General features: G+C 36.3%; 15 protein-coding genes. 14 read left to right on the top strand and 1 reads right to left on the bottom strand.

What is annotated here, in order from left to right; all coding sequences use genetic code 11:
- Positions 1 to 26: 26 nt before the first annotated feature.
- On the bottom strand, positions 27 to 458 hold the full coding sequence (gene arr, locus D1B33_RS07975; RefSeq protein WP_407656717.1) for an NAD(+)--rifampin ADP-ribosyltransferase: 432 nt from the start codon (positions 456 to 458) through the stop codon (positions 27 to 29).
- Positions 459 to 1,122: 664 nt separating this feature from the next.
- Here arr and D1B33_RS07970 point away from each other — a divergent pair.
- From D1B33_RS07970 to D1B33_RS07905, 14 genes are all read left to right on the top strand, one after another.
- The gene (locus D1B33_RS07970; RefSeq protein ID WP_118875858.1) at positions 1,123 to 1,437 is read left to right on the top strand and encodes a hypothetical protein; all 315 of its coding nucleotides are present in this window, start codon (positions 1,123 to 1,125) and stop codon (positions 1,435 to 1,437) included.
- A 208-nt stretch (positions 1,438 to 1,645) separates the two neighbouring features.
- The gene (locus D1B33_RS07965) at positions 1,646 to 1,840 is read left to right on the top strand and encodes a cysteine-rich CWC family protein (RefSeq protein ID WP_118875857.1); all 195 of its coding nucleotides are present in this window, start codon (positions 1,646 to 1,648) and stop codon (positions 1,838 to 1,840) included.
- 473 nt (positions 1,841 to 2,313) lie between these two features.
- On the top strand, positions 2,314 to 3,492 hold the full coding sequence (locus D1B33_RS07960) for an acyl-CoA dehydrogenase family protein (protein ID WP_199677383.1): 1,179 nt from the start codon (positions 2,314 to 2,316) through the stop codon (positions 3,490 to 3,492).
- A 33-nt stretch (positions 3,493 to 3,525) separates the two neighbouring features.
- Positions 3,526 to 4,872, top strand: coding sequence for an acyclic terpene utilization AtuA family protein (locus D1B33_RS07955; RefSeq protein ID WP_118875856.1), 1,347 nt, complete (start codon positions 3,526 to 3,528; stop codon positions 4,870 to 4,872).
- A 2-nt stretch (positions 4,873 to 4,874) separates the two neighbouring features.
- Positions 4,875 to 5,234 carry an AtuA-related protein gene (locus tag D1B33_RS07950; protein WP_233549420.1) on the top strand — a complete coding sequence of 120 codons (360 nt, stop codon included), beginning with the start codon at positions 4,875 to 4,877 and terminating at the stop codon, positions 5,232 to 5,234.
- Between the two features lie 23 nt (positions 5,235 to 5,257).
- Positions 5,258 to 6,451 carry a CaiB/BaiF CoA transferase family protein gene (locus D1B33_RS07945; protein WP_118875854.1) on the top strand — a complete coding sequence of 398 codons (1,194 nt, stop codon included), beginning with the start codon at positions 5,258 to 5,260 and terminating at the stop codon, positions 6,449 to 6,451.
- Between the two features lie 54 nt (positions 6,452 to 6,505).
- A complete protein-coding gene (locus D1B33_RS07940; protein WP_118875853.1) occupies positions 6,506 to 7,009 on the top strand; it encodes a MaoC family dehydratase in 504 nt (167 codons plus the stop codon).
- 57 nt (positions 7,010 to 7,066) lie between these two features.
- On the top strand, positions 7,067 to 7,507 hold the full coding sequence (locus tag D1B33_RS07935) for a MaoC/PaaZ C-terminal domain-containing protein (protein WP_118875852.1): 441 nt from the start codon (positions 7,067 to 7,069) through the stop codon (positions 7,505 to 7,507).
- A gap of 127 nt (positions 7,508 to 7,634) precedes the next feature.
- The gene (locus D1B33_RS07930; protein ID WP_118875851.1) at positions 7,635 to 9,224 is read left to right on the top strand and encodes an ABC transporter substrate-binding protein; all 1,590 of its coding nucleotides are present in this window, start codon (positions 7,635 to 7,637) and stop codon (positions 9,222 to 9,224) included.
- A 192-nt stretch (positions 9,225 to 9,416) separates the two neighbouring features.
- Complete coding sequence (locus D1B33_RS18820) at positions 9,417 to 11,444, top strand: ABC transporter ATP-binding protein (protein WP_118875850.1); 2,028 nt, start codon at positions 9,417 to 9,419, stop codon at positions 11,442 to 11,444.
- A 13-nt stretch (positions 11,445 to 11,457) separates the two neighbouring features.
- The gene (nikB, locus tag D1B33_RS07920) at positions 11,458 to 12,408 is read left to right on the top strand and encodes a nickel ABC transporter permease (protein WP_118875849.1); all 951 of its coding nucleotides are present in this window, start codon (positions 11,458 to 11,460) and stop codon (positions 12,406 to 12,408) included.
- Between the two features lie 43 nt (positions 12,409 to 12,451).
- Positions 12,452 to 13,351: an ABC transporter permease gene (locus tag D1B33_RS07915; protein WP_233549419.1), complete on the top strand. Its 900-nt coding sequence runs from the start codon at positions 12,452 to 12,454 to the stop codon at positions 13,349 to 13,351.
- Between the two features lie 43 nt (positions 13,352 to 13,394).
- Positions 13,395 to 14,168: an enoyl-CoA hydratase/isomerase family protein gene (locus tag D1B33_RS07910; RefSeq protein ID WP_233549434.1), complete on the top strand. Its 774-nt coding sequence runs from the start codon at positions 13,395 to 13,397 to the stop codon at positions 14,166 to 14,168.
- 148 nt (positions 14,169 to 14,316) lie between these two features.
- Positions 14,317 to 15,054 carry a FadR/GntR family transcriptional regulator gene (locus D1B33_RS07905; protein ID WP_118875847.1) on the top strand — a complete coding sequence of 246 codons (738 nt, stop codon included), beginning with the start codon at positions 14,317 to 14,319 and terminating at the stop codon, positions 15,052 to 15,054.
- Positions 15,055 to 15,174 lie beyond the last annotated feature (120 nt).

The raw sequence follows: 15,174 nt of genomic DNA, 5'->3' as shown, positions 1-15,174 counted from the left end.
ATAGATTTTTTTGTTTTGAACCATAATTAATCATCAATTACCGCTTTACCTTGTTCACGTAACTTTTTTAAAGATGTAAGCATATGGTTTATTTCATCATCGGAATGTCTTTCCCATGAACTTAATTCAGCTACTATTTTCAGAGGCGATTTAGATCTATAAGATCGTGTTGGATTACCAGGGAATCTTTTGTCAGTTAAGTTTGGATCATTTTCAAAATCACCTAATGGTTCTACAATGTAAATTCTTTCTTTTGATTTAGATGTTGCTAATTCAGCACCCCATTTAGCAGCATCCAACGTTGCAGTGAAATAGATATAGTTCGATTTTTTGTCTTGGTAATTTGATAAGTGTTGAGGTTCTAAAAGATCTCCAATTCCAAGTTCTGCTTTAGTACCATGAAAGAAAGGGCCCTTATCTAATACATCGTTTTTGTTATTCATACTGATACACCTCATATTTTAGATTTGTATATAACAGTATAGGGCAGGTACTCTAGAATAAGTAGTCTATAAAGAATTTAAAATTAGTAGTATAATGTAAGTAGAGAGAATGATGTTAAACGACAATTACCTATAATTTGGTCTGACATATATGAAAGGATAGATGCAAGCGGTATAATTCCTGTACATCTATCCTTGCTTTTATGTACTTACTTTTCACCTAATGAGTATGATGGATATTCCTCCTCATCTTCATCTTCTTCAAGCTCACCAACTACTCCCATAACATGCCATTGTTTGATTTAACACAATCCATGAAATCATCATTAAATTCGTCTAGGTTTTTAAATAAATCCTTTTGGATTCCAGCAGAATTTGAAAAACCTTTTGATCTATTTTTTCATCTCCGATTAACTTCATTTTTATAATAACAAATACAAAGAGGAGAGGTTGCAATGCCCAGCTTGAAATCAATTAAACTATTTCAAACTATCTAGCAGTTGCTTTGAATAGGTTACTGTGTAGCCTTTCGCCAGTATTAAATAATAGCAAATATATGTAACTGAAAGTGAAGGGAATAGCTACAATTTCTAGAAAGGCTATAATTTAACAGGTTTAAAAATCTCAATAATTGTCTATTCATTATATAAGACTACTAAACTAGCTGGAGGTAATAAGGATGGATTTGAACCCTGTTTGGACTATTTTTAATAAAGTATATGAAGAGCTTATGATTTACAATAGAAAGAATTTAGTTTCCACAATTTATAAAAATAATCATCCTTCTGATGTACTGCAAAGACTTAAAGAAGAGCTGGATTATTCCCGAATTCAGTATTATGAAACTGAGGATCATCTAGTTTGTTATTTAACGCTAGCTCAAAGACTATTTGCTGAAAAACTTTATCCAGAAGAAGCGGTTGCAGAATACGAAGCAGCAAAACGCGAAGAACAAACCTATATGCTTGAACAAGCAATGATGCAATGTAACTAAGAGGAGGCCAGGTTATCTGGTCTTTTTTTGTTTGTCATTACTTCTACTACTTCTACTACTTCTACTACTTCTACTACTTCAATAATACAATTAGGTGAATGGTATATAAGCAAATTGGGCTGGATAATTAAACAACACGCTTAAATATGAATGGATTATTCATGTTAAAATAAAGTAGAAGTATTGACGGGTTGAGGAGTGATTGTTATTGGTTAATAAATATTGTCCTATATGTAAAGAGGAAAACGAGTGTATGACAGGTGCAGGGGAACATGGTAACTGCTGGTGTGACGCAGAGAAGTTTCCCAATGAGATTTTTGAATTAGTTCCTGCAGAAAGTAAAAGAAAACATTGTGTATGTAAAAAATGTTTAAATACATATAAGGAAGAGCAAAAAATATAGAGATTAGGCAAAGAACTTTAATGAGTTTATGAAATAGAGACACGGTCTTGTTCAACGAGCAAGGAGATTTTCTTCAATAACAAATCAACTTGATTTTCTTAACTGTGCGCTTTTCTAAAACTGGAAAGCGTCTTTTTTTGTATAGGACCATTTAATTCCTTAATTGATTGTACAAAATTACATAATTCGAAATAATTATAGATAAACTCATTTTTAATTAAGGTTGGTGAGTTAGAAGCCGACATTTTAAAAGAAAGGAAATGAGGTGAAAACTTGTCATAACAAAAAGTCACATCTTGCAGAAGATGTGACTTTTTTTCTATGTATTGTTAGTTTTTTAATATGTAGTCAATGGTAACAGTCATAAAAATTTTGGAATTGACATAATGATTATAATAGTTATAATGATTATTAAGTTATAATTTTCTGAATATTCTCTTTTTAATTGAAATCGTAGTAATGGAGGAGATAAGTTGACGACCAAGATTAATTTTGATGGCTTTGTATTGTCAGATGAATTAAAAATGTTACGGAAAATGGTAAAAGATTTTATTCGTGATGAAGTGATTCCATTAGAAGAAGACTTGGACTTTGAGGCTACCCATATACAGAAAGAGAAGCTATCCCAATTACAAGAAAAAGCTAAGAGGGCTGGTTTGTATCAATATTCCGTTCCAAGAAAATTTGGGGGACAAGGGCTTAGTATTTTTGCACGTACAATTATTGCTGAGGAAGCTTCTCAGCATAAATTAGGCGCTTATAATCCTGCTCTAGGAGCTTTCGGAGAATCTCCGCCAGACATTTTGTACAATGGTTCTAAAAGACAAATAGAAAGATTTGTTTACCCAACTCTTGAAGGAAAACGCTCTGGCTTTATTGCTATTACTGAGCCGAGTGGGGGATCTGATCCAGCCCGCTCTATCCATACTCGCGCAGAAAAAACAAGGAATAAGTGGGTATTAAATGGACAAAAAGTATTTATTACTGGTGCTGATACAGCAGACTATGGAATTGTTTTCGCTAGAACAGGTGAGGGAAGACAGGGGATTACTGCCTTTATCGTGGAGAAGGGTATGAAAGGTTTTTCGCATCAACTCATTCCAGTAATACGTTCTTGGTATCCTTGTGAGCTATTTTTTGATCATGTTGAAGTTCCTGAAGAAAATATATTAGGTGAAGTTGGACATGGTTTCGAATATGTTCAGAAATGGTTGATTGGGAATCGCATTCCTTACGCAGCTGGGTGTATTGGGATAGCAACAGCTGCTCTTAAGAAAGCAATAGAATATGCTAATATTCGAGAAACATTTGGAAGCAAACTCGCAGATAAGCAAGCGATTCAATGGATGATTGCTGATTCTGAAATTGAATTACGTGCAGCCCGATGGCTGACTTATGAAGCTGCATGGAAAGCAGATCTTGGTGAAAATGCTAGGTATGAGGCTTCTTCAGCAAAACTTTATGCGACAGAGGCTGCTGGTCGAATAATGGATCGTGTAATTCAAATTTATGGTGGAATGGGATTAACCAAGGAATTGCCTTTTGAAAGATGGTTTAGAGAGTTAAGAATTAAGAGAGTAGGAGAGGGACCATCAGAGGTTCATAGAATGTTAATTTCAAGAGATCTATTAAGCGGAAAACGGAAATTATAAATTATTTAAACATTTTGAATTGGAGGATGTTCAATGAAAAAAATACGAATTGGAGCTGCTACCGGTTTTTATGGTGATTCAATCATTCCTGCCATTCCTAGTATTACTAAAGGGAATATTGATTATTTGTGCTTTGATGCTTTAGCAGAATTAACGATGGCTATTTTACAAAAAGATAGACAAAAGAACCCAGAGTGGGGCTTTGCAAAAGATATTGGCCCTTTTATGGAAACGCTTCTTCCGCTATGTGTAGAGCATAATGTAAAAATTTTAACAAATGCTGGTGGTATTAACCCTTTAGGAGCAAAGAAAGTTATCGATGAAATCATTGAAAAATTAAATTTAAATCTAAAGGTTGCAGTTGTATTTGGTGATGATATGCTGCCTAATATAGATGAATTAAAGGAAAAAAATCTTTTAGTCAATATGCAATCTAAGAAGCCTTTTAATGCAGGCAATTATGATTTGCTTTTTGCAAACGCTTACTTAGGTGCAAAACCACTAGTGAAAGCTCTAGAGCAAGGGGCAGATATTGTTATTTCAGGCAGAACGATTGATGCAGCTCAGTTTGCTGCACCTATGATTTATGAGTTTGGATGGGGATGGGATGAATGGGATAAATTAGCAAAAGGGATGACGATTGGTCATTTAATGGAATGTTCTGGTCAGGCCGTTGGAGGAAACTTTAGTGGTGATTGGCGTTCTGTAGACTTGGTTAATATTGGTTTCCCAATCGCAGAGGTAATGGAATCGGGGGAAGCAATCATGACTAAAGCACCTGGTACAGGCGGTCTTGTTTCACGTGATACGTTGAAGGAACAACTCTTATATGAGGTACATGATCCATATAATTATATTTTACCAGATGTAGTGGTTAATATAGCTGATACTTGTCTTGAGGATATAGGGGAAAATCAAGTACGCGTATATGGTACAACAGGTAAACCTTCTACAGATACTTACAAAGCATTAATAGGTTATGCTGACGGCTATATGGCAGAAGCCATATTTGGATATAGTTGGCCTGACGCACTTGAAAAGGCGAAATATGCTTCTGAAATAATTATGGCACATATGGAGAGGGACAAGCTTGACTATGAAGATATAGACATTTCTTATATAGGCTATAATTCTATGTTCAAGTCAGTCATAAACGAACATGATAAAGACTTAAATGAGGTTTTCTTGAGGTTAGCGATAAAGGTTAAAAAGAAAGGTGATGGTACCAAACTGGCACGTATCGTATCTCCTATAGGTTTAAGTGGACCACCATTTTTTACGGGTTTGATTAGCAGAGGCAAGGCAACACAGTTGTTAGGTATTTGTCCAATTTTGATACCAAAAGGAATAGTAGATAGAAAAGTGAAAGTAGAGGTGTAATTATGAAGGTACTTTTAAAGGATTTAGTTCAGGTTCGTTGTGGTGATAAAGGAAATGATTCGGATATAAATATTTTTGCTCCTAATAATCAAATCTATTCTATTTTGGAAGAAGAACTTACTGAAGATAAAGTAAGAACTTTTTATGGGGATCTTGTTAAAGGGGAAGTTATTCGATATGAAGTACCAAATGTGCTAGCACTTAAATTTCATTTAAAAGAAGCGTTAGGTGGGGGTGGTCCTTCTTCTCTTAGGTTAGATAATTTAGGAAAGACAATGGGAGCGATTATTTTAAGAATGGAAGTTGACATAGACGAGGAAATCATAAATAAAGACTTCTTAGTAAATAGTCAGTCAAATTAAGTATTTTTAGGGGGTGAAATGTTATGCAAAAAGCGCTAGAAGACATTGTAGTACTTGACTTGGGACAAATTTATAACGGACCATATTGCACGTTAATGCTTGCTTATCAAGGAGCAACAGTCATCAAAATAGAACCTTTGACTGGAGAAATACTGCATCAACGCGTACATGATGGAGAAATAACACATTCGTTTTTGATGATGAACTCTAATAAATATGGAATGGCCCTAGATTTAAAATCAGAAGAAGGAAGGAATCTTTTTCTTGAACTTGTCAAAAAAGCAGACGTGTTGGTGGAAAACTTTAGCCTGAATACAATGGCGAAATTAGGGTTAGATTATTCTACCTTAAAGGAAATAAATCCCCGATTGATCTATGCAACAGGAAAAGGATATGGATTAGATGGACCTTACGCAAATTTGCCAGCTATGGATGTTACCATACAAGCAATTAGCGGTGTGGTGACTAGTACTGGTTTTCCAGAAGGACCGCCTGTAAAAACGGGAGTTGCGGTCGCTGATTTTATGGGTGGTATTCATTTGTTTGGAGGAATTACAACTGCTTTGTATCAGCGTGAGAAAACGGGAAAAGGCCAGCTAGTTGAAGTTTCAATGCATGATACGATTTACCCTACCCTTGCGTCTCCACTAGCAGCACATTATAGCAAACGAGATGATATTCCAGAAAGAACAGGTAATCGTCATAGTGGGTTAGCGATTGCCCCATATAACATATATCCAACTTCAGATGGATTCATAGCAATTTTTTGTATTACTCAAAAACATTGGGAGAATCTTGTTACTTATATGAACCAGGAAGATTTACTAACCGACCCGCGATTCAATAGTAATGTTAACAGATCAAAGCATATTGATGACGTAGACATCATTGTCGGTGAATGGACAATACAAAGGAAGAAGATGGAGCTTGTTCAAGAACTTAGAGAAGCGAATGTTCCATGCTCTCCAATTTTATCTATTCAGGAAGTAGCCGAAGATGAACATTTAATTGCACGTAAAATGATTCGGAAAGTAACTCACCCGATAGCTGGAGAGGTATCAGTTCCTGGCTCTCCTATTCGCTTATATGATTCACCACTTGATGAAGTGCGACCAGCCCCTTTAATAGGAGAACATACAGATTGGATATTAAAAAGGTTTCTTAATATTTCAGATGAAGATCTTTCTGAATTACATGAAAAGAATGTGATTAAGTAGAAGCTCTATGGATTTGTATTTGTTTAATACTTTTTATGAAAGGAGCATGTTTATATGACTGTAATTGAAAAAGTCTCAGAACATTTCAGAGTAATGCTAGGTCAAAAGAAAGAAGAACATCTTGGCACCATCACTGATTTAATGATTAAGCGCTATGCTCTCGCCATTGGTGATGACAATCCTTTGTATTCCGACCGTGAATATGCCAGGAAGCGTGGATATGAAGATATCATTGCACCTCCAAATATGGTGGCATCCATTGTAGATTGGTCGGTGGGATTAAAGGAAGAAGATTTGCATGAAGATGGAACTCCGAAAACAGGAGGGATCTTACCTTCAAACATACAAGGAATTCGAGTGATGGGCGGGGGTGAAATGAAGAAATTTATTAATCCAATTGTCGCTGGTACAGATGTGTATGTCACTACTGAAGTAATTGATACACATGTTAAAGAGGGCAAAAAAGGACCTATCGCTTTTCTTGTCATCAAAAATACCTTTAAGGATGCGAAGGGAAAAATCTATTGTATAAGTGAAAGGACAGTAATTGCTAGATAGGTAGATTCATTAAGCCTAAGTATGAAAAATCCGCAAAATGAAAGGGGAATCATTTTAATGTCGAATACCCAACCGCTCCAAGTGGTTTATAGTGAGGTTGAAATCGGTGAAGAATTACCAATCTTAAAAAAAAATACATCACCTTTACAATTATTTCGATATAGTGCCATTACTTGGAATACACATCGTATTCATTTTGATAAAGAGTATGCACTAAAGGAGGGATATCCAAACATACTTGTCCATTCCCATCTTCATGGTGCTTTCTTAACACAATTATGTACGGATTGGATGGGTGACAGAGGGGAATTGAAATCCTTGGAAGTGAATATAAAGCGCTTTGCTATTCCTGGAGAAACTCTGACTTGTAAAGGAACGGTTGTTGAAAAAAAGATGGTAGATGGGGAAGGACTTGTGACGATTGACTTAAAGGAAATAAATGAACAGGCTGAAGTTTGTGCTCCAGGTAGGGCAGTTATTAAGTTGCCGCTTGTATAACTAGTAGTGAATATCTTTTACCAGTAAGAATGTAATATAGGAAAGTACCTATTAATAAATGAAAAAACTGAACTATTATTAAGGGGGAAAATGCATGTCTTAAAAAAAATCGCTAAGGTCAGGATTTATGTTAATCCTAATTCTATTTGTACTTGCTGCTTGTGAATCAGGGAGTAATGAACCGGCTTCAAAGAGTGAAAGTAGTAACAAAACAGGTGAAGAAGGTACACCAAAGGAAGGAGGAACTTTGAGTTTTTATGATTTTGATGATCCAAAAACCCTTGATCCTCATAAATCAATTGCTTCTGCTACGAATAGTCGTATTGGATTGGTATATAACAAATTAGTCACCTTCGCTACAGGTCCAGACAATTTTTCTAGTGATGAAATTGTTCCTGATTTGGCAAAGGATTGGGAGATTTCCGAGGATGGTAAAACCTATACGTTTCATTTACGTGATGATGTTAAATGGCAAAATATTGCACCAGTAAATGGACGAGCTTTCACATCAGAGGATGTAATTGCCACGATGGAAAGGATTAAAAATCTACCAGGACCTCAAGCCAATTCACTAGTAAGTGTTGAAAGTATTGAGGCACCTGATGACTATACGGTTATTTTCAACCTTTCTGAGCCATATGCACCGCTACTAAATCAGTTGGCAAGCTTTGTTATGTGGATTTTGCCAAAAGAGGCTACAGAAGGAAAAGTTGATCTGGATAACACAGCAATCGGAACGGGTCCATTTATTTTAGAATCTTGGAAACGTGGTGTGGAAGCATCGTTTAAGAAAAACCCTGATTACTTTGAGGAAGGTAAACCATATCTTGATGGCGTGACAATCTATCCAAATGGGGACTCGATGACAGAAGTTAATGCATTTAGAACAGGACAGACAGATGTCATCTTGACTGATTCAAAAATTGATTTTGAAACACTTAAAAAATCCGTACCTGATGCTCAAATACAATCTGAAATTGTCACTGCGTCTAGATTATTTATTAACCAAACTCGAAAACCTCTGGACAATATTCTTGTCCGCCAAGCAATGAGCAAGGCGATAGATCGAGAAGGTGCGTGGAAGTCGATTTATGGCAACGGTGAATACAATGGTTACGTCATGCCAACTCTCGAGGATTGGGCATTACCTCTTGATGAACGGAAAGAATACCAGGAATATGATCCAGAAGGGGCAAAAGAGCTGCTGGCGGAAGCTGGTTTCCCAGATGGATTTGAAGTTTCCATGATTGTTACAGACGGTTACGGTCCACAGCTTGTTACTTTAGCAGAATGGGTTGCTGAAGATTTAAAGGAGATAGGGATTAAAGTAAACATTGAAGTATTAGAATATGGGACCTTCTTTTCTGAAAGATGGCCTTCCAAAGAGTATGATATCGGAATTGGGCTGGTTACTCCGGTGACAGATCCTAGTGATAGCCTAGATCCTTTCTTTAAAAGCGATGGGTACAGAAATTGGCAAGGTGTGAATGATCCTAAGCTTGATGAAATGATTAAACAACAATACTTAATTGTAGACAGAGACGAGAGAATTAAGTATATCAATGAAATAGAACGATACCTTTTTGAAAATGTTACGAACCATGTTAATCTATTTGCTTATCACATCCACCATTTTAAACAGCCATATGTAAAAGGGTTTGATCCTCATTCTAATTATGGATATCTTTTTATGAAAAATGTCTGGCTAGATAAATAGGAAAGCATATAGGTCATTGTATGGATTTATATGCGTAAATAATCTTTCGTAACCTATTAATGACCCTTTATATTTGGAGTATATTCACAGTAAAGCTAGTACTTCAGTTATAAAGGGTCTATTTCTACACTAAAAGGCGCTAAAAATAAAAACCTTTTTTGAATTTACTAATCTAAGAGGGGATGAAAGGGAATGGCAAAAGAATCAGGGGTGTTACTTCAAGTAGACAAAATGAAAACAGTCTTTCAAACGCAGTCAGGATATATTGAAGCTGTGAACGGTATTTCCTTCCATATAAAAAAAGGTGAGACAGTTGCGATTGTAGGTGAATCCGGTTCAGGAAAAAGCGTTTCTGCTATGTCGATATTACGCTTGCTGGAGAAATCCGGGAAAGTTTCATCAGGGAGAATATTATTCAAGGATATTAACCTGAATGAACTGTCCGATGAAGAAATTCGCAAGGTAAGAGGAAAAGAGATTGCCATGATATTTCAGGATCCTATGTCTTGTTTAGACCCCGTCTACACTATAGGTGATCAAATTATAGAGGCAATTAAAATACACGAAGACCTGCCGAAAAAAGAGTATTATAGTCGAGCTGTAGAACTGCTTCAACTTGTTGGATTGCCAGATGCGAAAGCTAGAATGTCTATTTATCCTCATCAGTTATCAGGAGGTCAGAGGCAAAGAGTGATGATTGCAATTGCACTCGCATGTCGACCCAATCTTATCATTGCAGATGAGCCTACAACTGCCTTAGATGTAACTGTACAAGCACAAATTATGGAGCTGTTAAAAAAACTGCAAACGGAACTGGGTACTGCCATTATCCTTGTGACACATGATCTAGGAGTTGTGGCTGAAATGGCAGATCGAGTTGTTGTCGTTTATGCAGGCCAGGTCGTCGAAGAATCAAACGTCATAGATTTATTTAATAAACCAGAACACCCTTATACGGAAGCTCTCTTACAAAGTGTTCCCAGAATAGAGACAAATAAAAACGAAAGGCTAATGGCCATTAAAGGTTCTGTACCGAGTCTGTATGACATGCCAACAGGCTGTAGGTTCCACCCGAGATGCCCATATGCAAGTGAAATATGCCGTCAAGAAGAACCACCTCTGATGAATCTAGGAGAAAACCATTATAGCAAATGTTGGATAAAGGAAAAAGATATAAAGAAAGTTATGCAAAATGTAAATCATAATGAGCAGGAAGATATAGAAATAATAGATTCTCCTCATTTTGGAAAACATCAAAACAAGAAGATTCTTGAGGTTCATGGATTGAAAAAATATTTTCCCATAACAAAAGGGTTCTTTTCTAGAACAGTAGGGTATGTCAGAGCAGTGGATGGGCTTTCATTTGATATACATGAAGGAGAAACACTTGGATTGGTAGGAGAATCGGGTTGTGGTAAATCGACTTCAGGTAGATTAATTACGAGCTTATTAAAACCGACTGGAGGTTCAGTTACCTTTAATGGGCAAGATATCAGCCGAATAAATCGTCATGCATTAAAAAAAGTAAGGCAAAGAATACAATTTGTTTTTCAAGATCCTTATAGTACTCTCAATCCAAGGATGACCGTTGGGGACATTATTGGGGAGCCACTAGAGGTTCATCGTCTTGTAAAGGGGACGGAAAAGTATGCGAGAATTGTTGAATTATTAGAAACAGTGGGACTTACAAGAAATGATATTCAAAAATTCCCCCATCAATTTTCAGGGGGACAGCGGCAAAGGATTGGAATTGCTCGAGCACTTGCAACTGAACCAGATTTACTAATATGTGACGAAGCTGTATCTGCCCTCGATGTATCTGTACAAGCACAAATACTTAATCTGCTAAGAGATTTACAGCAAAAGTTAGGTTTATCATATTTATTTATCTCACATGATTTAAATGTGGTGAAATACATTTCCCACCGGGTTTGTGTTATGTATTTAGGTGAAATTGTGGAAATAGCAGATTCAGAGGTTTTATTTCAAAATCCGCTCCACCCATATTCACAAGCACTTATATCAGCTGTTCCTATCCCAGACCCTGAAGGAAAATCTGAGAGAATCATTTTAGAAGGGGAAGTACCAAGCCCGTCAAACCCTCCATCAGGATGTAAGTTTCATACGAGATGTCTTATTGCAACCGATACTTGTCAAACTCAGCAGCCGGACTTGAAAGAAGTCTCACCAGGTCATAAAGTAGCTTGTCATAACTATTAAAGGGGGCCTTTGATTGATTGGGTATATCTTTAAACGACTTTTATATGGGATATTAGTTGTTCTTATCATGGTAACTTTTGTTTTTGTTTTGATGCGTTCGGTACCAGGAGATGTTGTTACGCTTCAACTTGCCGAAGCTGGTTCAGTTTCGGAAGAACAAGTGGATGAAATGAAATCTCAGCTTGGACTTGATAAAAGTATTGGCATCCAGCTTGTGGTTTGGTTAACGAATGCAGTTCAAGGAGATTTAGGTAACTCACTCTGGTCAGCCCAACCTGTTGTGAACTTGATTGTAGAACGCCTGCCTGTTACTTTGGAACTTACGTTCTTCTCGGTCATCTTGGCTATAATTATCGGGATTCCAATTGGTGTCCTTTCAGCTGTCAAACATAATAGTTTTATTGACCATATACTACGTGTTACGGCAGTAGGAGGCCTGTCCATCCCAAATTTTTGGTTAGGTTTAATTATACTTTTGGTTTTATCGCTAGTGTTTAACTGGATTCCACCATTAGGATTTAAGTCATTTTCAGAAAATCCAATTGTGAACTTTCAACAAATGGTTTTTCCTGCATTAGTATTAGCGGTTACTCTATCAGCTAGTATTATTCGAATGACACGTTCGGCACTATTAGAGGTTCTCCACACTGACTTTATCCGAACAATTCGCTCAAAAGGTGCGAAAGAAAGAGTTGTTATATATAAACATGCTCTTAGAAATTCCTTAGTTTCTGTCATTACATTAATTGGAATACAGATAGGCACTCTTTTAGGAGGAACGGTTGTGCTTGAAACGATTTTTTCACTACCTGGTTTGGGGAGCTTGATATTTGAATCAGTAACGATAAGAGATTACCCTATTGTCCAAGCGTCTGTGCTTACATTTGGAACGATGTTTTTGCTTGTTAACCTTGTAGTTGATGTGATGTATGGATGGATTGATCCTAGAATTCGTAATAACTAAGAAACATTGTCAGAATCCAAATCTTATAGAAAGAGGTGGAAGAATGCAGGAGTTACAGACCGTTGAAAAAGTAATTCTTAAAGAGAATACAAAAATGTTTCAATTTAAAGAGAATTGTAGGCGCTTTATAAGGTCTAATCCCATCGGAACTATTTCTATTGGGTTCATATTATTAGTCATTTTAATTTCTGTGCTAGCACCTATTATCGCTCCCTACGATCCTGTTTTACAAAACAGGCAATCCATCTTAATTGGACCAAATGGAACCCATATCCTTGGTACGGACGAGTTGGGTAGAGATGTATTTAGTAGAATTGTTTACGGTTCTAGGATATCACTACTTGTAGGATTTTCAGCAGTTGTATTTTCAATGATTTTCGGTATATTCTTTGGAGTTGTTTCTGGTTATTTTGGTGGAGTAATAGATATGATTGTTCAACGAATCATGGATGCAATTATGTCAATTCCGTCCTTAATATTAGCTTTGTTTATTGCAGCGTTATTAGGTCCCGCAATCCAAAATGTCATAATAGCACTAGTAATAGTTGAAACCCCTCGTTTTGCAAGAATTGTAAGAGGGGAAATGCTACGAATTCGGGAAACCAATTACGTAGAAGCCTCACGATCTATAGGATCGAGTGTATTCCGGATTATTTGGAAACATGCCATTCCCAATATGGGTGCACCGATTATCGTACTAGCCAGTTTAGCTTTCGGTCAATCCATCATTGCAGAAGCATCACTGAGTTTTTTAGGAATTGGTACACCTCCACCTAATCCATCTTGGGGATTAATGTTGAGCGATGCTAGCCGTTTTATGGAAACTGCTCCATGGCTTGTTCTCTTCCCAGGTTTGGCACTCGCTTTATGTGTGTTAGCTTTTAACTTACTTGGGGATGCATTACGTGATTTCTTAGATCCGAAGATTTCTTCAAAAAAATGATATATAACGAATATAAGATTAGAATGGAGGCACTCATTTGAATGTGGAAGGGTTAATTGTAAAACAGGAGGATAAAGTACTTTCCATTATTTTAAATAAACCAAATGTATTAAATGCTCTTAATCTTGAGTTGAAGGAAGGATTGCTAGAAGCTTTGGAATTTGCGAGAAAGAATCCCAATGTTCATGCTGTTTTAATTTCGGGTGCAGGTCGCTCTTTTAGTTCAGGTGGAAACTTAAAAGAAATAGAGAAGTCCAATCCTGTGGATACATTTGAATATTTAGGTAAAACAAAAGAACTCATTCTTGCAATGAGTCAAATTGAAAAGCCTATTATTGGATGTGTACACGGAAATATAGCGGGTGGTGGTTGTTGTCTTGCTTTAGCTTGTGACATCATTTTTGCTGCAGAAGATAGTAAGTTTCATTTTAGTTTTTCAAAGGTTGGTTTGATTCCTGATAATGGTGGCATGTTCTTTTTGACTAGAACAATAGGACTCTATCGTACGAAAGATATCCTGTTTACAGCTCAACCAATCTCAGCAGAAACCGCACTCAATTGGGGAATGATTAATCGGATATACCCAAAAGATAATTTATTTTCTGAAGCAATGGGGTATGCTCTAAAGCTATCTGCAGGTCCTAGTTTTGCAATAGGACAGATAAAGAAACTAGCCAACTTGTCCATTGTAAATGATTTGGAAGCAGTACTGGAAATGGAGCGATCGAATCAGGCGGTGCTTCAAACTACATTTGATCATAATGAAGGGGTTAATGCATTTTTAGAAAAAAGGCAGCCTAAGTTTAAGGGGAGGTAATAAAAAGGATCAATACTCAGCTACCCAGCTTAATAAGTTAATTAGAGAGACTAATCTTTTTTTAATTCGACCTAGTTCATAATATCAGTAAATCGATAGTTTATGAGTAATTTAAAAATTACCTTTTTAAGACTAGGAGAATTTAAAAATGTATTTGTACGAAAAAATAGAGGTGAGATATATGTTTTCTGAAAGAACAAACATAAAACTATCAAGTGTAATAGCTGACGAACTTAAAAATATTATTTTCGAAAATAAGTATAACAGAGGTGATTCATTTTATTCTGAACGAGAAATCGTTGACAAATGGTCTTGTAGTCGAGCAACTGCAAGAGAGGCTCTATTACTTTTAGAGTTTGAAGGGTTAATTACTACTAAACCTGGATCGCGTGGTGGAGTTTTTGTTAGAGAACCTAATTCTAAATCTTTGGTGAGATCATTTCAAACTTCAATCTCTTTCAATCATGTTTCTCATGAAGACATAACAGAAATCCGGATAGAAATCGAATCTCTTTGTGCAAAATGGGCTTCACTCCGAGCAACAGAGGAAGATTTAAATTATATCTCAAAAGTAATGGGTAAACTAGAAAAAGAACTTACTATTAAAGGAAGTGCGGTTGAAGAAAATATTGAATTTCATATGGCGATAGCAAATGCTACTCATAATCAAGTTGTCATAATGCTGATGAAAACCATTGAGTCTCTCGTCTATGAGGATTCGCTACGTTTTGAATATACAGCAAAACAAAAGGAAGAAATCATTAATGCACACCGTAAAATTTTTGATGCTATTGCAAACAAGAATCCAGAAGCTGCCGAAAGACGTATGCGACAGCATTTGGAAGCTTACCGAAGAGAAACTTCTGATAAAAATAGAACTTTTTGACTTTGAATTCCTAATAGACTTGAAAGAAAGTAGGAGTTGGTTTTTATGAGTACAACAAATAAAGTAATAACTTCCCAATATGAATTTAGGTAAAACTAGGTGACACTGATAGGGGAAGAG

The sequence above is a fragment of the Ureibacillus yapensis genome, assembly GCF_003515775.1.
GTDB lineage: Bacteria > Bacillota > Bacilli > Bacillales_A > Planococcaceae > Ureibacillus > Ureibacillus yapensis.
Note: the sequence above shows the minus strand (reverse complement) of the source record. Positions and strands in the feature narration are given on the sequence as shown.